Source organism: Variovorax atrisoli 110B (assembly GCF_000382045.1).
GTDB classification, from domain to species: domain Bacteria; phylum Pseudomonadota; class Gammaproteobacteria; order Burkholderiales; family Burkholderiaceae_C; genus Variovorax; species Variovorax atrisoli.
Window position 1 is genome coordinate 133767 of the sequence record NZ_KB907456.1, and the last position, 19641, is coordinate 153407.

The 19641-nt window shown below is 67.0% G+C and carries 19 protein-coding genes; 11 read left to right on the plus strand and 8 right to left on the minus strand.

Features of this window, described 5'->3' with window-relative positions; all coding sequences use genetic code 11:
• Positions 1-9 precede the first annotated feature (9 nt).
• The gene (gene dnaG, locus G369_RS0120265; protein ID WP_038115418.1) at positions 10-2040 is read right to left on the minus strand and encodes a DNA primase; all 2031 of its coding nucleotides are present in this window, start codon (positions 2038-2040) and stop codon (positions 10-12) included.
• 83 nt (positions 2041-2123) lie between these two features.
• On the opposite strand from dnaG, the gene G369_RS0120270 reads away from it, so the two are divergent.
• Positions 2124-3074: a YihY/virulence factor BrkB family protein gene (locus G369_RS0120270; RefSeq protein ID WP_019655860.1), complete on the plus strand. Its 951-nt coding sequence runs from the start codon at positions 2124-2126 to the stop codon at positions 3072-3074.
• On the opposite strand, the gene G369_RS0120275 is transcribed toward G369_RS0120270, so the two are convergent.
• Both G369_RS0120275 and G369_RS0120280 read right to left on the minus strand, forming a co-directional pair.
• Positions 3022-3780, minus strand: coding sequence for a 3-hydroxyacyl-CoA dehydrogenase (locus G369_RS0120275; protein ID WP_019655861.1), 759 nt, complete (start codon positions 3778-3780; stop codon positions 3022-3024). The two genes, G369_RS0120270 and G369_RS0120275, sit on opposite strands and share 53 nt — an antisense overlap.
• Positions 3781-3961: 181 nt before the next feature.
• On the minus strand, positions 3962-4513 hold the full coding sequence (locus tag G369_RS0120280) for a phasin family protein (RefSeq protein ID WP_019655862.1): 552 nt from the start codon (positions 4511-4513) through the stop codon (positions 3962-3964).
• Positions 4514-4755: 242 nt separating this feature from the next.
• Between G369_RS0120280 and G369_RS0120285 the strand changes: the two genes are divergently transcribed.
• Entirely contained in the window at positions 4756-5202 is a 447-nt protein-coding gene (locus tag G369_RS0120285; protein WP_019655863.1) for an acyl-CoA thioesterase, read from the plus strand.
• Positions 5203-5284: 82 nt separating this feature from the next.
• Here the strand turns inward: G369_RS0120285 and G369_RS0120290 are convergent, their stop codons facing one another.
• Together G369_RS0120290 and G369_RS0120295 are read right to left on the minus strand one after the other, a co-directional pair.
• Complete coding sequence (locus G369_RS0120290; protein WP_019655864.1) at positions 5285-5692, minus strand: hypothetical protein; 408 nt, start codon at positions 5690-5692, stop codon at positions 5285-5287.
• A gap of 55 nt (positions 5693-5747) precedes the next feature.
• Entirely contained in the window at positions 5748-5981 is a 234-nt protein-coding gene (locus G369_RS0120295; protein WP_019655865.1) for a CsbD family protein, read from the minus strand.
• A 177-nt stretch (positions 5982-6158) separates the two neighbouring features.
• Between G369_RS0120295 and pncB the strand changes: the two genes are divergently transcribed.
• The 8 genes from pncB to G369_RS0120335 all read left to right on the plus strand — a co-directional run bounded on the left by pncB (position 6159) and on the right by G369_RS0120335 (position 15280).
• Positions 6159-7379 carry a nicotinate phosphoribosyltransferase gene (gene pncB / locus G369_RS0120300; protein ID WP_019655866.1) on the plus strand — a complete coding sequence of 407 codons (1221 nt, stop codon included), beginning with the start codon at positions 6159-6161 and terminating at the stop codon, positions 7377-7379.
• A 35-nt stretch (positions 7380-7414) separates the two neighbouring features.
• Entirely contained in the window at positions 7415-8830 is a 1416-nt protein-coding gene (locus G369_RS0120305) for a sodium:proton antiporter (protein ID WP_019655867.1), read from the plus strand.
• Positions 8831-8844: 14 nt separating this feature from the next.
• On the plus strand, positions 8845-9831 hold the full coding sequence (locus tag G369_RS0120310; RefSeq protein ID WP_019655868.1) for a 2-hydroxyacid dehydrogenase: 987 nt from the start codon (positions 8845-8847) through the stop codon (positions 9829-9831).
• Between the two features lie 30 nt (positions 9832-9861).
• Positions 9862-11256, plus strand: a complete 1395-nt coding sequence (locus tag G369_RS0120315; RefSeq protein WP_019655869.1) for a DNA recombination protein RmuC — start codon at positions 9862-9864, stop codon at positions 11254-11256.
• A complete protein-coding gene (locus G369_RS0120320; RefSeq protein WP_019655870.1) occupies positions 11253-12416 on the plus strand; it encodes an MFS transporter in 1164 nt (387 codons plus the stop codon). Before G369_RS0120315 ends, G369_RS0120320 begins: the two co-directional genes overlap by 4 nt.
• A gap of 107 nt (positions 12417-12523) precedes the next feature.
• Positions 12524-14062, plus strand: a complete 1539-nt coding sequence (locus tag G369_RS0120325) for an MFS transporter (RefSeq protein ID WP_019655871.1) — start codon at positions 12524-12526, stop codon at positions 14060-14062.
• 13 nt (positions 14063-14075) lie between these two features.
• Positions 14076-14606 carry a hypothetical protein gene (locus G369_RS0120330; protein ID WP_126184986.1) on the plus strand — a complete coding sequence of 177 codons (531 nt, stop codon included), beginning with the start codon at positions 14076-14078 and terminating at the stop codon, positions 14604-14606.
• Positions 14607-14614: 8 nt separating this feature from the next.
• A complete protein-coding gene (locus tag G369_RS0120335; protein WP_019655873.1) occupies positions 14615-15280 on the plus strand; it encodes a TetR/AcrR family transcriptional regulator in 666 nt (221 codons plus the stop codon).
• A 9-nt stretch (positions 15281-15289) separates the two neighbouring features.
• Here the strand turns inward: G369_RS0120335 and G369_RS0120340 are convergent, their stop codons facing one another.
• The 3 genes from G369_RS0120340 to earP form a co-directional block, all read right to left on the minus strand.
• Positions 15290-16153, minus strand: coding sequence for an LOG family protein (locus G369_RS0120340; protein ID WP_019655874.1), 864 nt, complete (start codon positions 16151-16153; stop codon positions 15290-15292).
• Between the two features lie 130 nt (positions 16154-16283).
• Positions 16284-16838, minus strand: a complete 555-nt coding sequence (gene efp / locus G369_RS0120345) for an elongation factor P (protein ID WP_019655875.1) — start codon at positions 16836-16838, stop codon at positions 16284-16286.
• A 185-nt stretch (positions 16839-17023) separates the two neighbouring features.
• Positions 17024-18121, minus strand: a complete 1098-nt coding sequence (earP, locus tag G369_RS0120350) for an elongation factor P maturation arginine rhamnosyltransferase EarP (RefSeq protein WP_019655876.1) — start codon at positions 18119-18121, stop codon at positions 17024-17026.
• Between the two features lie 76 nt (positions 18122-18197).
• On the opposite strand from earP, the gene G369_RS0120355 reads away from it, so the two are divergent.
• Complete coding sequence (locus tag G369_RS0120355) at positions 18198-19631, plus strand: M20/M25/M40 family metallo-hydrolase (RefSeq protein ID WP_019655877.1); 1434 nt, start codon at positions 18198-18200, stop codon at positions 19629-19631.
• The last annotated feature ends 10 nt before the right edge of the window (positions 19632-19641 follow it).

The following is a 19641-nucleotide window of genomic DNA, read 5'->3' on the forward strand; positions in this document are numbered from 1 at the left end:
GCGCAAATTTCAAGCAGTTTCTGAACCCGACGAGCGCAATCTGGCACGCAATTCGAGCCGCCGCGCCTGGATGGCCCTGAAGCGCTCCGGCGCATCCGGATCCTTCCCGAAAGCAGCAATTGCCTCGCTTTCCTGCTTTTTCAAGAGTTCCTCGAGCATGAAGTCGAGCACGCTGGCCAATTCGCGTGCTGCGTCGGCCTGGTGCTGCGCTTCCTCGCCCTCGGGAACGGGCGCGGCTTCGGCAACGGACATCAGCCGCTCGGCCAGCGGCTCGAATTCGAGCCCGCGCAGGCCTTCGCGCAGCGCTGCCCAGGGCTGCACGCCGTGTTCGTGCAACTGGCTGTCGAGCCAGGTGAAGAGGGCGCCGTGCTGGCCCGGCAGGTCGCACAGCATCACGTGGAGCTCGTGCGACAGCGCCTCCCACTGGGTCATGTTCGACAGCAGCAGCCGCACCGCCACGTCGGGACGGCTCGGCGGTGCGCCACGGCCGCGCAGGGGCTCGATCGGCTCCTCGAACCTGCCGCCCCAGCGCTTGCCGCCCTTGCCCGTGAACTTGCGCTGCTGAAATCTGGGCTTGCTATCGCTTTCATAGCGCGCAGGCTCGTAGTCCTGAGGCGGGGGCATGTCGGGGTAGTAGTCGTCTCCGCCCGCGTCGCCGTAGCCCGGGGGCTCGTCGTGGCGCCGCTGCTGCGCCGGAGCGCCGCCCGCCTTGCGCGGACCGGGCGTGGATGCCCAAAGCTCCGAAAGCGCGGATGCGTCGAGCTGAACCAGCGTCGCGATCTCGCCCAGCAGCTGCCGCTTGAGTGCTCCGTCGGGCATGGCGCTCCAGAGCGGGCGCACATTGCTCGTCATGTGGGCGCGTCCCTCGGCGGTGGTCAGGTCGCAGCCTTCGCGGGCGGCCTCGATCATGAAGCGCGACAGCGGCGTGGCCTCGTTGACGAAGCGGGCGAAGGCCTCGGCGCCGTGCTCGCGGATGAAGCTGTCGGGGTCGTGCTCCGCCGGCAGGAACAGGAACTTGATGCTGCGCACGTCGGTGGCATAGGGCAGGGCGCCGTCGAGCGCCTTGCGCGCGGCACGGCGCCCGGCAGCGTCGCCGTCGAAGCTGAAGACCACCGACTCTGTGAAGCGGAAGAGCTTCTGCACGTGGTCGGCCGTGCAGGCCGTGCCCAGGGTGGCCACTGCGTTCGGAAAGCCGAGCTGCGCCAGCGCCACCACGTCCATGTAGCCCTCGGTGACCAGCGCGTAGCCCTTGTCACGGAAGGCCGCGCGGGCTTCGTAGAGGCCGTAGAGCTCGCGGCCCTTGCTGAACACCGGCGTCTCGGGCGAGTTGAGGTACTTGGGCTTCTCGTCGCCCAGCACCCGGCCGCCGAAGCCGATGCATTCGCCCTTCACGTTGCGGATCGGGAACATCACGCGGTCGCGGAAGCGGTCGTAGCGCTTGGTTTCCTCCTCGCTGAGCTTGCCTTCCTCGTTGTTGACGATCACGAGGCCGGCCTCGGCGAGCAGCGGATCGTCATAGTCGGGGAACACGCTGGCCAGCGTGCGCCAGCCCGCCGGCGCATAGCCGATGCCGAACTGCTTGGCGATCTCGCCGGAGACGCCCCGGCCCTTCAGGTACTCGATGGCGCCGGGGGCCTTGCGCAGATGCTTGCGGTAGGCCTCGCCGGCCTTCTCGAGCACGTCGGTCAGGGTGGCCTGCTTCTGGCGCTGGCTGGCGGCGCGGGCGCGCTCGGCGGGTGAGACGTCGTCCTCGGGCACCTGCAGGCCGTACTGGCCGGCCAGGTCGTGGACCGCCTCCACGAAGCCCATGCCCGCATGCTCCATCAGGAAGCCGATCGCGTTGCCATGGGCCCCGCAGCCGAAGCAGTGATAGAACTGCTTGGTCGGACTGACGGAGAAGGAGGGCGATTTCTCGCCGTGGAAGGGGCACAGCCCCATGAAGTTGGCGCCGGCCTTCTTGAGCTGCACGTAGCGGCCGACGATCTCCACCACATCGGCTCGCGCGATGAGTTCCTGGATGAAAGAAGCGGGGATGGTCATGTAGGCGAAGAGCGGCAAATCATACGCAAGCGGCCGAAGCCGCACGGCCGGACGGCATACTGAATGGCGACCGGAATCCACGCATGACGACGCCCAATCCCCTGCAACACGCCGCGCCGCTGCTGCGCCACCCCTTGCGATTCGCCTGGGAAGCCCTCAAGGAATTCCGCGCCAACCAGGGCCTGCTGCTCGCCGGCGCGGTGGCGTACTACGCGCTGCTTTCCATCGTGCCGCTGCTGATCGTGAGCGTGATCGCGCTGTCGCACGTCATCGAGCAGGCCGAGCTGCTGCGCACCATCGGGCGGTATCTCGAATGGCTGCTGCCGGGCCAGTCGAAGGCGATCGTGGCGGAGCTGTCGAGCTTTCTCGACCACCGCGACGTGCTGGGGCCGGTGCTGCTGGTGACGATGATCTTCTTCAGCTCGCTGGCCTTCAGCGTCCTCGAAAGCGCGATGGCGGTGATCTTTCACCACCGAAAGGCCGACCACAAGCGGCACTTCCTGGTGTCGGTGGCCATGCCCTACATCTACATCGTCTGCCTCTGCGTGGGGCTGCTGCTGGTCACGCTGGTGTCGGGCGCGCTGCAGCTGGTGGGCCAGGAAAGCGTCGACCTGCTGGGGCGCAGCTGGTCGCTGTCGGGCGTCTCGGGGCTGCTGCTTTATCTGCTGGGCCTGGGCGGCGAGATCTTCATGCTGACCTCGCTCTACCTCGTGATGCCGGCCGGGCGCATGTCGCTGCGGCACGCGCTGCTGGGCGGCGTGACGGCCGCGCTGCTGTGGGAGGCCACGCGGCGGGTGCTGATCTGGTACTTCTCGACGCTCTCGCAGGTGAACGTGGTCTACGGCTCGCTCACCACCGCCATCGTGGTGCTGCTGAGCCTGGAGATCGCCGCCACGCTGGTGCTGCTGGGGGCCCAGGTGATCGCGCAGTACGAGCGCCTGGACCGCACCGGCACCACCAGGGTGCCGGAATCCGGAAGGCTCAGCGGGGAGCCAGTCGAATCGCTCCGTCCAGGCGGATCACCTCGCCGTTGAGCATGTCGTTCTCGATGATGTGCTTGGCGAGCTTGGCGTAGTCCTCGGGCGTGCCCAGGCGCGAAGGGAAGGGCACGCTGGCGGCCAGCGCGTCCTGCACTTCCTGCGGCATGCCGAAGAGCATGGGCGTGCCGAAGATGCCGGGGGCGATGGTCATGTTGCGGATGCCGCTGCGCGCGAGGTCGCGTGCGATCGGCAGGGTCATGCCGACCACGCCGCCCTTGGAGGCGCTGTAGGCGGCCTGGCCGATCTGGCCGTCGTAGGCAGCCACGGAAGCGGTCGAGATCAGCACGCCGCGCTCGCCGGTGGATTCGGGCTCGTTCCTGCCCATGGCGTCGGAGGCGAGCCGGATCATGTTGAAGCTGCCGATCAGGTTGACCGTGACGGTCTTGCTGAAGGTGGCCAGCGCGTGCGGGCCATTCTTGCCCACGGTCTTCTCGGCCGGGGCGATGCCGGCGCAGTTGACCAGGCCGACCAGCTTGCCGAGCTTGAGGGCGGCTGCCACGGCGGCCTGGCCGTCGGCTTCCTGGCTCACGTCGCACTTGACGAACACGCCGCCGATCTCCTTGGCGACGGCTTCGCCCTTTTCAGCCTGCATGTCGGCGATCACCACCTTGCCGCCGTTGGCGGCCAGCATGCGCGCCGTACCCTCGCCGAGGCCCGAGGCGCCACCGGTCACGATAAAAACCTTGCCGTCGATCTGCATAAAAGTCTCCTGAGATGAGCCTTTCATTATCGAAGACGCCAAGCAAGGCCAGGAACACCGCGGAACCGGCCCCCGCCGGGCCGCAACAGGCATAAAAAAAGGCCTCATCCGAGGATGAGGCCCTGAATTGGATCCGTGAGGACCCAAGGAGACAACTGGTGGTGGTCGGTCGCTTGATTGCTCAGCGCTTGCGCGAAGCGGTGGCGGTCTTGGCGGCGGCGACGGCCTGGCTCGACACGGCGTTGAAGTTGGCTTCGGCGACGTCCGAGGCTTGCTTGACGGCCTTCTGGACCGATTCGAAAGCGTTGTTGGCGGCGGCCACGGCGCTCTTCAGGACGGCAACGGCGGTTTCCGAACCGGCGGGAGCGTTCTTGGAAGCGCTGTCGACCAGGCCGACGAAGGCTTGCTGGGCTTCGGTCGCCTTGGCTTCGAAGGCCTTGGTGAACTCCGCGCCGGTGCCTTGGGCGATGTCATACAGGTGACGGCTGTAGGCGGCGGTCTTCTCGGCCAGGGGCTGGAACAGGCTGGCTTGCAGCGTCAGCAGTTCTTGCGCGTCCTTCACGCTCAGGGCGGCCTGGGCGGTGTTCTGGGCTTCGGCCAGGGCTGCCTTCGAAGCGGTCACGTTCAGTTCGACGAGCTTCTCGACGCCTTCGAAAGCCTTGGTGGTCAGGCCGAAGAGGGTTTCGAGGTTTGCTTTTTGAGCGGCGAGGATTTGGTCAGCGGTCAGGGCCATTTGGGATCTCCAGAAGGGATGATTGAGTGGTCGGTTCACTTTGCGCTGTCTCGCCGTCAATGTTGCGGTGCAGCATGGCCTCAAGTATAGGCAGCTGGTTCCCGCGATCAAGTGGTTTTTGCTGCCATGCAGCAATTTAGAAGGGGGCGTCTAAATCGGGCCTCGGCGGTGTTCCCGGTGCTCTCGCGGGAGGTCGCGAAGGTTCCGCCTTCCCGTGCAGGCCGCTGGCAGAATGCCGCGCGATGAGCGCCCCGACCACCAAACCCACCCCCCATGCGCGCAGCGGCTACCGCGCATTCCGCAGCATCCCGACGCGCTGGGCCGACAACGACATGTACGGCCACGTCAACAACGTCGTCTACTACAGCTGGTTCGACACGGCGGTGAATGCCCTGCTGATCGAGCGGGGCGCCCTCGACATCCACGGTGGCCAGACCATCGGCTTCGTGGTGGAGACCCAGTGCAACTACTTCGCGCCTGTCGCCTTCCCCCAGACGGTGGAAGCAGGTGTGCGGGTCGCCCAGGCGGGCCGCTCGAGCGTGCGCTACGAGATCGCCCTGTTCGCCGAAGGCTCCGACACCGCCGCGGCGCAGGGCCATTTCGTGCACGTCTATGTGGACCGCGCCACGCAGCGCCCGGTGCCGCTGTCCGAAGCCTTGCAGCGGGTGGTCGACTCGCTCAAGGCCTGACGCCCTTCGAGCCGAATCCCCCTGAGAAAAAAGAAAGACGGCGCCCGAGGGCGCCGTCTTTGCTGACAAGCCTGGAAGGGGCTTACATGCTCTTCTTCATGGCCTTGATGTCGGCCTTGCCTTGAGCTTCGTCAGCCTTGGCCTGCTTCTCGCAAGCGGTCTTGGCTTCGCCCTTCTGGTCGTCGCACTTTTCCTTGGCGACTTCATAGTTGGCCTTCACCTTTTCCTCGGCGACCTTGCGGGAGTTGCTGTCGCTGGGCTTGTACTGCTGCTCGAGTTCGGCCTTGGCAACGTTTTCCTTGCCCTTGGCTTCCTTCATGCAGACATCCTTGGCGTTGTCCTTCATGGTGTCGCACTGGGTCTTGGCGACCTTGTAGTCGGCTTCGATCTTTTCCTTGGCGACCTTGTACTCGTCCTTGGTCATTGCACTGGCCTGGGTGGCCACGAAGCAGGTGGATGCGAGGGCCAGCATGAGAAGGTGTTTTTTCATGGGAGTTCTCCTTCGAGGTGATTTGAATTCGGCTGCAAGCAGGGGAGGGGGGCGCTCAATAGCGCTCGAACCAGAGCGAGTCGGGCGTACGGCCGTCGCGCGACTCCCAGTCCTTGACCTGTTTCTCGGCCTCGTCGCGGCTGATGCCGTGGCGTTCCTGGATGCGGCCGAGCAGCTGGTCGCGCTTGCCGGCGATGACGTCGAAGTCGTCGTCGGTGAGCTTGCCCCACTGCTCCTTGACCTTGCCCTTGAGCTGCTTCCAGTTGCCTTCGATGGTGTCCTTGTTCATGCGAATCTCCTTTGGGACTGTTGATCCGGCGGGCTGTGTCCGCCGCCGTGAAAGCAATGTGGCTTCAACGATTCGCCCTGACGGTAGGACGTGCTGTTCGGACCCCGTAGGCAGACGCCGACGCGTCCCGTGATAATCGAACGGCCGCCGAAAGTTTGGGACAACGCGCACAGCACCATGATCATCCACAGCCTGCTCGACACCGACCTCTACAAGTTCACGATGATGCAGGTGGTCCTGCATCACTTTCCGGGGGCACGGGTCGAGTACCGCTTCAAGTGCCGCAACCCCGGCGTCGACCTGGCGCAGTTCGCCGGGCAGATCCGCGAGGAGGTGCGCGGGCTGTGCTCGCTGCAGTTCCGCGATGCCGAGCTGGCCTACCTGCGCTCCATGCGCTTCATCAAGAGCGACTTCGTCGACTTCCTCGGGCTCTTCAGGCTCAACGAGAAGTACATCAACATCATTCCCCAGCCCTCGGGCGAGCTCGAGATCCGCATCAAGGGGCCGTGGCTGCACACCATCCTGTTCGAGATCCCGGTGCTGGCCATCGTCAACGAGGTCTATTTCCGCAACACGCAGAAGAAGCCCGACTTCGAGGAAGGCCGCCGCCGCCTCGAGACCAAGCTGGGTCAGCTGCAGGAAGCCGGCCTCGGCGACCTGAAGATCGCCGACTACGGCACGCGTCGGCGCTTCTCCAAGGACTGGCACGAAGAGGTGCTGCGCACGGCGGCCGCACGGCTGGGCGCCGTCACCTCGCCGCCGGTGCAGGCGCCTCCGGGCGCGCGGCTGCCGCAGTTGGCGGGCACCAGCAACGTGCTCTACGCCATGAAGCTCGGCATGATCCCGCTGGGCACCATGGCGCACGAATACCTGCAGGCCTGCCAAGCGCTGGGCCCGCGGCTGCGCGACAGCCAGATCTTCGGCTTCGAGAGCTGGGCCCGCGAGTACCGCGGCGACCTGGGCATCGCGCTGTCCGACGTGTACGGCATGAGCGCCTTCCTGCGCGACTTCGACCTGTACTTCTGCAAGCTGTTCGACGGCGCCCGCCACGACAGCGGCGACCCCTTCGTCTGGGGCGAGCGCATGCTGGCGCACTACATCGCCAACCGGGTCGACCCGCGCACCAAGACGCTGATCTTCAGCGACGGCCTCACGGTGCCGCGCACCATCGAGCTCTACCAGCAGTTCCGCGGCCGCTGCCAGCTGGCCTTCGGCATCGGCACCAACCTCACCAACGACCTGGGCTACGAGCCGCTGCAGATCGTCATCAAGATGATCGAGTGCAACGGCCAGCCGGTGGCCAAGCTGTCGGACACGCCGTCCAAGAACATGTGCGAGGACGAGAAATACCTGGCCTACCTGCGCCAGGTGTTCGAGATCGAACAACCCCCGGCCTGAAGGCTGTACTGACCTCTCTGGTACGGTACCGCCCCATGCAAAAGAAGACCCCATTCAAGGCGGCCGCGCTGCCCTTCCTGCTCCTTTTCCCCGCACTGGCCTCGGCCGCCGAATTCGACGGCGGCAGCCTCTCGCCGCTGTGGGGCGTACCTTTCGCGGGCATCCTGCTGTCGATCGCGCTGCTGCCGCTGCTCGCGCCGGCCTTCTGGCACCATCACTACGGCAAGGTGTCGGCCGCCTGGGCGCTGGCCTTCCTGCTGCCCTTCGCGGCGAACTTCGGCCTGGGCTTCGCGGGCGTGCAGCTCGTGCATGCGCTGGTGGCCGAGTACATCCCGTTCATCATCCTGCTGACCGCGCTCTTCACCGTGGCGGGCGGCATCCACATCCGCGGCAACCTGCACGGCGCCCCGGGGCTGAACACGGCCATTCTTGCCATCGGCGCGGTGCTCGCGAGCTTCATGGGCACCACGGGCGCTTCGATGCTGCTGATCCGGCCGCTCATACGCGCCAACGACAACCGCGTGCACAAGGTGCACGTGATCGTGTTCTTCATCTTCATCGTGTCGAACGCGGGCGGCTCGCTCACGCCGCTGGGCGATCCGCCGCTGTTCTTGGGCTTCCTGAAGGGCGTCAGCTTCTTCTGGACGCTGCAGAACATCCTGCCCGACACGCTGTTCATCCTGGCCGTGCTGCTGGTGCTGTTCTATTTCATCGACCGCCACTACTACCGCAAGGAAGGCGTGCTTCCGTTCGACCCCACGCCCGATACGCCCCGGATCGGCGTCGACGGCGCCGCCAACTTCTGGCTGCTGGGCGGCGTGATCGCGCTGGTGCTGCTCAGCGGCTTCTGGAAGTCGCCGGTGGTCTTCGACGTCTTCGGCACCGAGGTCGGCCTGCCGGGGCTGGTGCGCGACGTCGGGCTGATCGCGATCGCGGTGGTCTCGTACAAGCTGACCTCGCCCAAGGTGCATGCCGACAACCAGTTCGAATGGGGACCGATGGCCGAGGTGGCCAAGCTCTTCGCGGGCATCTTCCTGACCATCATCCCGGTGATCGCGATGCTCAAGGCAGGCACGCAGGGGCCGTTCGGGGCCATCGTCTCAGCCGTGACCCGTGCCGACGGCCAGCCCGATCCGGCGATGTACTTCTGGGCCACGGGCGTGCTGAGCTCCTTCCTGGACAACGCGCCGACCTACCTCGTGTTCTTCAACACGGCGGGCGGCGACCCGGCGGCGCTCATGACCACCTACGCCGGCACGCTGGCCGCCATCTCCGCCGGCGCCGTGTTCATGGGCGCCAACACCTACATCGGCAACGCGCCGAACCTAATGGTCAAGGCCATCGCCGAGAGCCGCGGCGTGCGCATGCCGAGCTTCTTCGGCTACATGGCGTGGTCGTGCGCCATCCTGGTCCCGCTGTTCGTCCTGTCCACCTTCCTCTTCTTCCGCTGAGAGACAAACAAATCATGAGCAAGCCCAAGATCCTGGTCGCGCGCGCGATCTTTCCCGAGACCATCGAGCGCCTGTCGCAGCATTTCGAGGTCGAGTCGAACCAGGCCGACGAGAGCTGGAGCAAGGAGCAGCTGATCGCGAAGCTGCAGGGCAAGCAGGGCGCCTTCACCACCGGCAGCGAGCGCATCGACGCCGCGGTGCTCGACGCCTGCCCCGACCTGAAGATCTGCGCCAACATGGCGGTGGGCTACAACAACTTCGACGTCGACGCGATGGCCGCGCACGGCGTGCTCGGCACCAACGCGCCCGACGTGCTGACCGAGACCACGGCCGACTTCGGCTTCGCGCTGCTGATGGCCACGGCGCGCCGCATCGCCGAGAGCGAACACTTCCTGCGCGCAGGCAAGTGGCAGAAGTGGAGCTACGACATGTTCGCGGGCTCCGACATCCACGGTTCCACGCTCGGCATCATCGGCATGGGCCGCATCGGGCAGGGCATCGCCAGGCGCGGCGCGCACGGCTTCGGCATGAAGGTGGTCTATCACAACCGCTCCAGGCTCGACGCTGCGCTCGAGGCCGAATGCAAGGCCAGCTACCTGAGCAAGGAAGAGCTGCTGAAGACCGCCGACCACGTGGTGCTGGTGGTGCCTTACTCGCCGGCGTCGCACCACACCATCGGCGCGGCCGAGATCGCGCTGATGAAGCCGACCGCCACGCTCGTCAACATCGCGCGCGGCGGCATCGTCGACGACGCGGCGCTGGCCGTCGCGCTGCGCGAGAAGCGCATTGCCGCCGCCGGCCTCGACGTGTTCGAGGGCGAGCCCAAGGTGCATCCCGACCTGCTGACCGTGCCCAACGTGGTGCTCACGCCGCACATCGCCAGCGCCACCGTGCCCACGCGCCGCGCCATGGCCGACCTCGCGGCGGACAACCTGATCGCGTACTTCGGCGGCAAGGGCCCGCTGACGCCCGTGACGCCGGTTCCGGCGACCGGCAACTAAGCAAGCAGAAGAAGAGGGCGCACGCGGACCTTGGACCCATCGCTGATCCTTGTCGGACTCGGAGTACTCGCACTCATCCAGCTCGTGCTGGTGATCTGGCTGCTCGCGCGCCGGCCGCCTCCGCCCGACAACACCGACCTGACTCGCATGCTGGCCACGCTGGGAGCGGCCAACGAGCGCACCGAGCGCGAACTGCGCCGCGAGATCGCGGAAAGCTCACGCGGCGCGCGGCAGGAGACCGCACAGGCCTTCGCCACCTTCCAGCAGGCGCTGGTGCAGCAGGGCGCCGAGGCCACGCGCACGCAGAACGCGCAGCTCGATGCCTTCGCGCTGCAGCTCGCCTCGCTGCAGAAGACGCTGGCCGACACGCTCAACAACCAGCTGCAGGGGCTGAGCGAATCGAACGCGCGGCGGCTTTCGGAAGTGCGCGCCACCATGGAGGCGCAGCTCGCGCAGCTGCAGCAGACCAATGCCGCCAAGCTCGACGAGATGCGCAAGACCGTCGACGAGAAATTGCAGACCACGCTGGAGGCGCGTCTCGGCGAAAGCTTCAGGCAGGTGGCCGAGCGGCTCGAGCAGGTGCACAAGGGCCTGGGCGAGATGCAGACGCTGGCGGTGGGCGTCGGCAGCCTGCAGCGCGTGCTGACCAACGTGAAGACGCGCGGGATGTTCGGCGAAGTGCAGCTCGAGGCGCTGCTCGAGCAGGTGCTCACGGCCGACCAGTACGCCAGGCAGGTCGAGACCAAGCCGCGCAGCGGGCAGCGCGTGGATTTCGCCATCCGCTTCCCGGGCCGCGGCGACGACGGCGCACCGGTATGGCTGCCAATCGATGCCAAGTTCCCGCGCGACGACTACGAGCGGCTCATCGACGCGCACGAGCGCGCCGACGCGGCGGGCGTCGAGCTTGCGGCGAAGGCACTGGAGGTGCGCATCCGCACCGAGGCCAAATCCATCGCCGACAACTATCTTGCGGCCCCGCACACGACAGATTTCGCGATCCTGTTCCTGCCGGTGGAAAGCCTCTACGCCGAAGTGCTGCGCCGTCCCGGCCTGATGGACGCGCTGCAGCGCCAGCACCGCGTGACGCTGGCCGGCCCGACCACCCTGCTGGCGATGCTCAACAGCCTCCACATGGGCTTCCGCACGCTGGCGCTGGAGCGGCAGGCGTCCGAGGTCTGGAAGGTGCTGGGCGCGGTCAAGACCGAATTCGAGCGCTACGGCGAATGGGTCGCCCGCATCAAGGAGCAGGTGGCCAAGGCCTCCGACACCATCGACAAGGCCGACACGCGCGCACGGCAGATGCGCCTGGCGCTGCGCAAGGTCGAGGCACTGCCCGAGGCGCAGGCCCAGGCGCTGCTGCCGCCCACCGCCTCGGGCACCGACGCCGACAACAACGAGAAAGAAGAGGGCGAGAACTCCCCGTGAAAGGTTCCGAACTGCTGCGTGTGATCGGCGCCCAGGTGTGCCTGCACGCGACCATGGCCGGCATGCGGCTCGCCACGCCGCTGCTGGCGCTTCAACAGGGCTACAGCGCAGCCGCGGTCGGCGTGCTGATCTCGCTGTTCGCGCTGACCCAGGTCTTCCTCGCGCTGCCGGCGGGCCGCTTCGCCGACCGGCATGGCTTCAAGCGGCCGTTGTGGCTGTCGGTGGTCGCCGCGGTCGTGGGCGCCGGGCTGGTGGTGATCTTCCCGGTGTTCCCGGTGATGTGCCTGGCGGCGCTGCTGACCGGCGGCGCCACCGGCGCGACGGTGATCGCGCTGCAGCGGCACGTAGGCCGCTCGGCCACCAACCCGACGCAGCTCAAGCGCGTGTTCAGCTGGCTGGCCATCGCGCCGGCCGTGGCCAATTTCGTCGGGCCCTTCCTGGCGGGGATGCTGATCGACCATGCGGGCCGTGCGCCTGCCGACATGCTGGCCTTTCGCATCTCCTTCGGCGTGATGGCGGCGCTGCCCATTCTTTGCTGGCTTCTCGCGCGGGGTGCCCACGAGCAGCCGCCCGCGCCGCCGGTGGCGGGTGCCGCGCCGACGCGTGCCTGGGACCTGCTGCGCGAGCCGATGTTCCGGCGCCTCCTGTTCGTGAACTGGCTGCAGTCGTCGAGCTGGGACGTGCACGCCTTCGTGCTGCCGATCCTGGGCCACGACCGGGGCATCAGCGCCTCGGTGATCGGCTCGATCCTAGGCGCCTTCGCCATCGCGGCGGCGGCGATCCGCGTGATCCTGCCGGTGATCGCCTCGCGCGCATCGGAGCGCAACGTGATCCTCGCGTCGACGGCGGTCACGGCGCTGGTCTTCGCGGTCTACCCGCTGCTGGACTCGGCCTGGACCATGGGCATCTGCTCGGTGGTGCTCGGCTTCGCGCTGGGCGCGGTGCAGCCGATGGTGATGAGCATGCTCCACCAGATCACGCCGCACGCCCGACACGGCGAGGCGCTGGGGCTTCGGCTCATGACCATCAACGCGTCGAGCGTGGCGATGCCGATGCTGTTCGGCTCGCTCGGCGCGCTGATCGGCATCGCCGGCGTGTTCTGGGTGGTGGGCGGCGTCGTGGCGGTGGGGGCTAGAGCGACCTGGGGGCTGAAGGTTTGACGGCAGCGTGAAAGCCATGTTTCAGATAAGAATAATTCTCATCTGATTGACAATTTACTGACCTGAAGTCAGTATCGGCGCCTTCTTCAACGACCTTGAAGGCGCCCATGAACTCTCCTCTTCGGGCCCAGGCAGCGGCCGATCCGCGCCGCCGCCTCGCGCTGATTGCCGCGGTTTATCTCGGCAGCTTCATCGCCACGCTCGACGTGAGCATCGTCAACGTCGCGCTGCCCACGCTGCAGCGCGCGCTTTCCACCGACCTCGCCGGCCTGCAGTGGGTGATCGACATCTACGCCCTGTGCCTCTCGGCCTTCATGCTGTCGGCCGGCCCGCTGGGCGACCGCTATGGCCGCAAGCGCGCATGGCTGGCTGGCGTGGCCGTGTTCACGCTGGGTTCGGCGATGTGCGCGATGGCCGGGAGCCTGCCGACGCTGCTGGCGGGCAGGGCGGTGCAGGGCGTCGCCGGCGCTTTGATGATCCCGGGTGCGCTGTCGCTGCTGGCGCATGCGTTTCCGGATCCGGCCGAACGGGCCCGGGTCATTGGCGGCTGGTCTTCCTTCACGGCGCTGTCGCTGATCCTCGGGCCGTTGCTCGGCGGTTTGCTGGTGGACCACGCGGGCTGGCAGAGCATCTTCCTCATCAACATCCCGATCGGCGTGCTGACGGTGGGGCTGGGCCTCTGGGGCATCCGCGAGACGTCGCACCCCGAACACGCGGCGCTCGACCCGGCGGGACAGGTGCTCAGCGTGCTGTGGCTCGGTGCGCTGACCTACGGGCTGATCGTGGCGGGCGAGTACGGCTGGGGCTCGGTGCAGGCGGCGAGCGCGCTGGTTGCGGCTGCCATCGGCCTGGCGCTCTTCCTGATGGTGGAGGCGCGCGTGGCGCGGCCGCTGCTGCCCTTGGGGCTGTTCCGCGACGCGCGCTTCTCGGTCGCCAACTTCGCTTCGTTCGTGCTCGGGTTCTCGGCTTATGCCAGCCTGTTCTTCTTCTCGCTGTTCCTGCAGCAGGTGCAGGGCTGGTCACCCAGCGACACGGGCTGGCGGCTGGTGCCGCAGTTCGTCGCGACCGGCATCGTCGCCTCGCAGTTCGGCCGCCTGGCAAGGCGCTTCGACGTGCACACGCTGATGATCGCCGGCTATGGACTCATCGGTGGCGCGATGCTGCTGCTGACGCTGTTCTCCGCCGGTACGCCCTACGCCTTCCTGGCTCTTGTGTTCGTGTTCCTCGGCGCAGGCACCGGCCTTGCCGTGCCGGCCACCAGCACGGCGGTGATGGCGCTGGTGCCGGCGCAGCGCTCCGGCATGGCCTCGGCCACGATGAACGCGCTGCGCCAGGCCGGCATGCTGATCGGCATCGCACTGCTTGGAACGCTGATGAGCACGCGCGCCACCTCGCTGCTGGCGGATGCGCTGGCGCAGGCAGGCCTGCCCGGCGCCCGGCAGGCAGCGGTTGCGGCGGTCGGGCGGCACGAGCTGAGCGCGCTGGGCGCGCTCGATGCATCCGTTGCTCGCGATCTTCTGGCTGCAGCGCTGGCCGGCGGCTTCCATGCTGCCGTGGCCTGCGCCGGCATCGTGGGCCTGCTGGCCGCGGGCCTGCTACTGAGCGTGAGGCCCCGCGCCGCCGCCTTGCCTGTGCGCACGACCTGAGGGCGGTTCCACCATGCCCGCCGCCCATGTGCCGCTGTTGCGCCTTCGCACGCGCCTTCGTCCGGTTTTCTCCAAGGAGCTTTCCATGATCCATCACGAACTCAGTCAATGGCCCCTCGTCATCAGCGTTTCGGCGGGGTTGCAGACAATCGAGGGCATGCGCGCCTTCACCGACGACTGGAACCGCTGGCTCGACCGCGGCGAACCCTTCGCATCGCTGCGGGTGTTCGCGGATGCCGATGCGCTGGTCCATCCCGAGGGGAGCGCGCAGAGCGCCAAGCAGTGGCTGCAGGAGCGCGGCGCCGACATCCGCCGCCATATGATGGGCATGGCGAGCGTGGTGCCCGCCGATCAGTACGAGAAAATGCGCAAGATGAATGTCGAGAAACTCTTCGGCGTGCCTGCCAGTACCTTCGCCGATGCCGACGATGCACTCGTCTGGATCGGCGAGCGCGTGATGGAGCCCCGCGGCCTGCGTTTCGACCTGGCCGCCGTGCGCGCGGCGATCCGCTCGGCCCGCGCGGCCGTGGCGGTTGTTTCCTGAGGCAGCAGATGGCAACGAGCGACGGCACCGGCACGACTCCCACATCCCCCGAAGGAGAAGGCGCGCCGCGCCGTCGCACCAAGGCCCCCGAGACACGCGCCGGCGCGCTGATGGATGCCGCAGAGCGCCTCTTCATCGATAAAGGCATCGCCGCCACCAGCATCGACGAGATTGCGGCCGGTGCGCAGGTGGCCAAGGGCACGTTCTATCTGTATTTCCCGTCGAAGGAGGCGCTGCTCGGCGCGCTGCAGCAGCGCTTCGTCGACACCTTCTGCGCGCGGCTGCAGGAGGCCATGGACCGGCATCGGCCCGACAACTACCACGCGCGCCTGAAGGCCTGGGTGGAAACGGGGCTCGAAACCTACCTGGACAACGTCGCGCTGCACGACGTGGTGTTCCACGAGTACCGGCCCGAAGACCGCCGCATGCGCAACGACAACGCGGTCATCACGCAACTGGTCGCACTCCTCAGGCAGGGCGATGGCGCCGGCTTCTGGGACGTGGAAGATCCGGCCCTCACGGCCGTGATCCTCTTCAATGCGCTGCACGGCGTGGCCGACGACTCGGTCGCGATGGGCCAGACCAGCGCGGCGGAGCGCAAGCGCCGCGCTCGGGCGCTCACGAAGTTCCTGGAGCAGGCGCTGCACCCCGCCGAGGACGACGGCGCCGACTGAGCTGACGGGTCAGAGCTTGTAGAAGCGCTTGATCGCGCCCCAAGCGTCTTCCGGCGCGTCGACGTACTCGAAGAGCTTCACGTCGCCCGGCGAGATCACGCCTTCGTCGACGAGGAAGTCGAAGTCGATCAGCCGCTTCCAGTAGTCGGAGCCGAAGAGCACGATCGGCACCGGCTTCGACTTCTTGGTCTGAACCAGCGTGATCACCTCGAACAGTTCGTCCAGCGTGCCGAAGCCGCCGGGGAACGCCACCAGCGCCTTCGCACGCATCATGAAATGCATCTTGCGGATGGCGAAGTAGTGGAACTTGAAGCTCAGCGCGGGCGTGACGTACGGGTTGGCTTCCTCTTCCATCGGCAGCGCGATGGCCAGGCCCACCGAAAGCCCGCCGCCTTCGTGTGCGCCGCGGTTGGCCGCCTGCATGATGCCGGGGCCGCCGCCGGTGCAGATGAAGAGCTTGTCCTGCGGCTCCTTGTCGTTGCTGTACTGGGCCACCAGCTTGCCGAATGCGCGCGCCTTCTCGTAGTAGTGCGAGTTGCGCGCCAGCCGGCGCCAGCGCTCGGACGCGACAGTGTCGCCGCTGAGCTCGGCCTGCGCGATCATGGCCGCGGCGTCTTCCTCGCTGCGGAAGCGTGCGCTGCCGAAGACCACCACCGTGTTCTCGATGCCGTGGGCACGCTGCTCGATGTCGGGCTTCATCAGCTCGAGCTGCATGCGGATGCCGCGCGTTTCGCGGCGCAGCAGGAACTCGGGATCGGCGAAGGCGATGCGCGAGGGATCGGGGTCGAGCGGGAGGCCCTGGTCCGCATGGGCGTGGAGCGTGGCCCAGGCGTCGGCCAGGCGCTTGTCGTGAAGGTTGTGCGTGTTGTTCATGGGAAAGCGGACTGATTGACCGGGTTGATTGTGCAGTGTCGCAACCATCATGCCCGTCATGGGCCGGAAACGAAAAAGGCTCCTTGCGGAGCCTCTTTCGGGGGGGTGGTCAACCGGTTGGACCGGAAACTCAGACGCGCTTGCGGTATTCGCCGGTGCGCGTGTCGATTTCGATGCGGTCGCCCTGCGAGACGAACAGGGGAACGGGCACTTCGAAGCCGGTGGAGATCTTGGCAGGCTTCATGACCTTGCCCGAGGTGTCGCCCTTGACGGCCGGCTCGGTCCAGGTGACTTCGCGCTCGACGCTGGTCGGCAGTTCGACCGAGATGGCCTTGCCTTCGTAGAACACCACTTCGACGGCCATGCCGTCTTCGAGGTAGTTCAGGGCGTCGCCCATGTTCTCGGCTTCGACTTCGTACTGGTTGTATTCGGTGTCCATGCAGACGTACATCGGGTCTGCGAAGTAGGAGTAGGTGCACTCCTTCTTGTCGAGCACGATCTGGTCGATCTTGTCGTCGGCCTTGAAGACCACTTCGGTGTTGAAGTTGGCGATCAGGCTCTTCATCTTCATGCGCACGGTGGCGGAGTTGCGGCCGCCGCGGCTGTATTCGGTCTTGAGGACGACCATCGGGTCCTTGCCGTGCATGATGACGTTGCCGGCGCGGATTTCTTGAGCGATTTTCATAACAGGGTCTCTGGATGTTGGCCGCTCGGTGCACGGGGCCTTCGGTTGCCGTTCGGTCGTCGTCGCGATGCTTGTCCGGACGTCTGCCAAGTCGGCTGGCCCCGCGGTACATGTCCCGCGGCAGGTTTAGCGAAAGACATTCCGGATCGGTGAAATCCGGGTCGAAATCCGCAAAGCCCACTATTTTAGCTTTTTTGGGTGACGAATTCCCGCAGTTGGGTCACCAGGTCGTCCTGCGCGAGCAGGCGGGCGCGCGCCTCCAGGGCGGTTTGCAGCCAGGGGCCCTGCATTTCCGGCTCGGGCAGCGGCGCGTTGCCGAAGCCGTTCCAGGCGTGGTGAAAAAGCCGCAGGGAGGGCGGGGCGCCGATCCAGTCGAGCCAGGCGTTCAGCTTCTCGTGGTGGGCGTCGTCGTGCTGCGGGTAGATCTGCCAGACCAGCGGCGCGCCCGCCCACAGCGCGCGCACGAGCGAATCCTCGCCACGCACGAAGTTCAGGTCGCAGGACCACAGCAGGTGGTCGAAGTCGGGCTGGGTGAGATAGGGCAGGTATGAAATTGATAGCGCGCCGCGGTCATCGGGCACCGGCGCGCTTCCCTGCAGGGCCCGGACCGCCTGCGCGGCGCGGCCCGCCGTCACCAGCAGGCGAGTGGGGTGGCCGGACGCGGCGAGCCGCTCCAGCAGGTTGGCCAGCGCGGCGGGCTCGTAGCAGAAGAGAGAGACGAGGCGCTCGCCCTCGCGCCACGGGATCTGCCCTGCCGCCAGCCACTGCGCGCGGTCGAAGGCGGTCCTGCGCTCCATCAGGTCGGGTTCTCTCAGCAGCCCTCCCGTGGCGGGCGTGAACCCCGGGTAGAAGAAGTGCTTCGTCAGGCCCGAGCCAGGCCCCTTGAAGACGGGTGAGGGCAGGCCATGCAGCCGCTCGACATACGGTTCGGCCGAGAGGTATTCGAGATTGATCCAAGCCAGGCCCGGCCCCTCGGCAAAACGGGTGATCAGCTCCGGCGCCGGGTCGCAGCCGAAGGCTTCGACCAGCACGTCGGGCGCCGGTCCTGCGACGGCTGCCCGAAGCGAGGCGGCGTCCAGCCAGTCGATCACCTCCACGCCGTCGTAGCCGGTGCGCGCTTCGGGCGCCATCCAGCCCAGCGCCGCCGCGTCGTCGATCCACAGCCGCACGCGTTCGCCCAGGGCGGCCAACTGGCGAGCCAGGCGCCAGCAGACGCCGAGGTCTCCGTGGTTGTCGACGACCTTGCAGAAGATGTCCCACTGCTTCGATTGGCTGGATTGCATGGTCGCGAGTGTGCCCGTGTTCGCACGCGGCGCTTGCTATGCTGACCGGACGACAACCACCGGAGAGAGAGAACCCATGAGGATGCAGACCTTCCGTGCCGCCAAGACCGTGCTCGCCTTCTCGCTGGCGCTTTGCGGCATCTGCGGCATGACCTCCGCCGCGGCGCAGCCGCAGACCCCGCAGTCGCTCACGCCGCAGCAGCAGCGTTTCCACGACATCTATAAAGAGCTGATCGAGATCAACACCACCCACTCGGTCGGCGACAACACCGCGGCGGCGCGGGCCATGGAGAAGCGTCTGATCGAAGCGGGTTTCGCTCCCGGCGACATCCAGATATTCGAGCCCTTCCCCAAGAAGGGCAACCTCGTGCTGCGCTTCAAGGGCGACGGCAGCAAGAAGCCGCTGCTGCTGCTGGCCCACATCGACGTGGTCGAGGCCCGGCGCGAGGACTGGAAGACCGATCCTTTCAAGCTGCAGGAGACCGGCGGCTACTTCACCGCGCGCGGCGCCATCGACGACAAGGCCATGGCCGCGGCGCTGGTCTCCGTGGTGGGGCAGCTGAAGCAGGAGGGCTTCAAGCCGAGGCGCGACGTCATCCTCGCGCTGACCGCCGACGAGGAGCGCGGCGACGCGCTGAGCAACGGCGCCTTCTGGCTCATCAACAACAAGCCCGAATTGCTGCAGGCCGAGTTCGGCATCAACGAAGGCGGCGGCGGCGAGCTGCGCGGCGGCAAGCCCAACCTGCATCGCATGCAGGTGGCGGAGAAGATGTACACCACCTACATGCTGGAGGCGCGCGACGTGGGCGGGCACAGCTCGGTGCCGACAAGGACCAACCCCATCTACGCACTCTCGGCCGCGCTGGAGCGGCTCGGCAACTACAGCTTCCCGGTGAAGCTCGCCGACGTCACCAAGACCTACTTCGCGCGCAGCGCACCCTTCGCCACGGGGCAGCTCGCCGACGACATGCGCGCCGTGGGCAGCGGCAACCCCGACCCCTCGGTGATCGAGCGCATGTCGGCCAACCCGGCCTACAACGCACAGTTCCGCACCACCTGCGTGGCGACGATGGTGCAGGCCGGCCACGCCGAGAACGCGCTGCCGCAGTCGGCCAAGGCCACGGTCAACTGCCGCATCCTGCCGCACGACGATCCGGACGAGGTCGAGCGCCAGCTGACCCAGGCCGTGGGCAACGACAAGATCGTGGTGCGCAACATGGGCAAGCCGCTGCGCAGCCCTGCCTCGCCGCTGAACGGCGACCTCGTCAAGACGGTGGAGTCGATCACCCAGCAGATGTGGCCCGGCGTACCCGTCATTCCCGCCATGAGCACCGGCGCCACCGACAGCCGGTTCATGCGCAACGCCGGCATCCCGATGTACGGCGTGAGCGGCCTCTTCGTCGAGCCCTCCGACGCGCGCTCCCACGGGCTGGACGAGCGCATCGAGATCCAGCGCCTGTACGACGGACGCGAGTTCCTGTATCGCCTGGTCAGCGAGCTCGCGAAGTAACTAGCAGGGG

Excerpts from the sequence above, each read along its gene's own strand:
- G369_RS0120285 (WP_019655863.1), top strand. The coding sequence starts at position 4,756 with ATGAGCGCCCCGACCACCAAACCCACCCCCCATGCGCGCAGCGGCTAC.
- G369_RS0120290 (WP_019655864.1), bottom strand. The coding sequence starts at position 5,692 with ATGAAAAAACACCTTCTCATGCTGGCCCTCGCATCCACCTGCTTCGTG.
- G369_RS0120280 (WP_019655862.1), bottom strand. The coding sequence starts at position 4,513 with ATGGCCCTGACCGCTGACCAAATCCTCGCCGCTCAAAAAGCAAACCTC.
- efp (WP_019655875.1), bottom strand. The coding sequence starts at position 16,838 with ATGAAAATCGCTCAAGAAATCCGCGCCGGCAACGTCATCATGCACGGC.
- G369_RS0120295 (WP_019655865.1), bottom strand. The coding sequence starts at position 5,981 with ATGAACAAGGACACCATCGAAGGCAACTGGAAGCAGCTCAAGGGCAAG.
- G369_RS0120335 (WP_019655873.1), top strand. The coding sequence starts at position 14,615 with ATGGCAACGAGCGACGGCACCGGCACGACTCCCACATCCCCCGAAGGA.
- G369_RS0120310 (WP_019655868.1), top strand. The coding sequence starts at position 8,845 with ATGAGCAAGCCCAAGATCCTGGTCGCGCGCGCGATCTTTCCCGAGACC.
- G369_RS0120340 (WP_019655874.1), bottom strand. The coding sequence starts at position 16,153 with ATGAACAACACGCACAACCTTCACGACAAGCGCCTGGCCGACGCCTGG.
- G369_RS0120355 (WP_019655877.1), top strand. The coding sequence starts at position 18,198 with ATGAGGATGCAGACCTTCCGTGCCGCCAAGACCGTGCTCGCCTTCTCG.
- G369_RS0120305 (WP_019655867.1), top strand. The coding sequence starts at position 7,415 with ATGCAAAAGAAGACCCCATTCAAGGCGGCCGCGCTGCCCTTCCTGCTC.
- G369_RS0120330 (WP_126184986.1), top strand. The coding sequence starts at position 14,076 with ATGCCCGCCGCCCATGTGCCGCTGTTGCGCCTTCGCACGCGCCTTCGT.
- G369_RS0120275 (WP_019655861.1), bottom strand. The coding sequence starts at position 3,780 with ATGCAGATCGACGGCAAGGTTTTTATCGTGACCGGTGGCGCCTCGGGC.
- G369_RS0120325 (WP_019655871.1), top strand. The coding sequence starts at position 12,524 with ATGAACTCTCCTCTTCGGGCCCAGGCAGCGGCCGATCCGCGCCGCCGC.
- dnaG (WP_038115418.1), bottom strand. The coding sequence starts at position 2,040 with ATGACCATCCCCGCTTCTTTCATCCAGGAACTCATCGCGCGAGCCGAT.
- G369_RS0120270 (WP_019655860.1), top strand. The coding sequence starts at position 2,124 with ATGACGACGCCCAATCCCCTGCAACACGCCGCGCCGCTGCTGCGCCAC.
- earP (WP_019655876.1), bottom strand. The coding sequence starts at position 18,121 with ATGCAATCCAGCCAATCGAAGCAGTGGGACATCTTCTGCAAGGTCGTC.
- pncB (WP_019655866.1), top strand. The coding sequence starts at position 6,159 with ATGATCATCCACAGCCTGCTCGACACCGACCTCTACAAGTTCACGATG.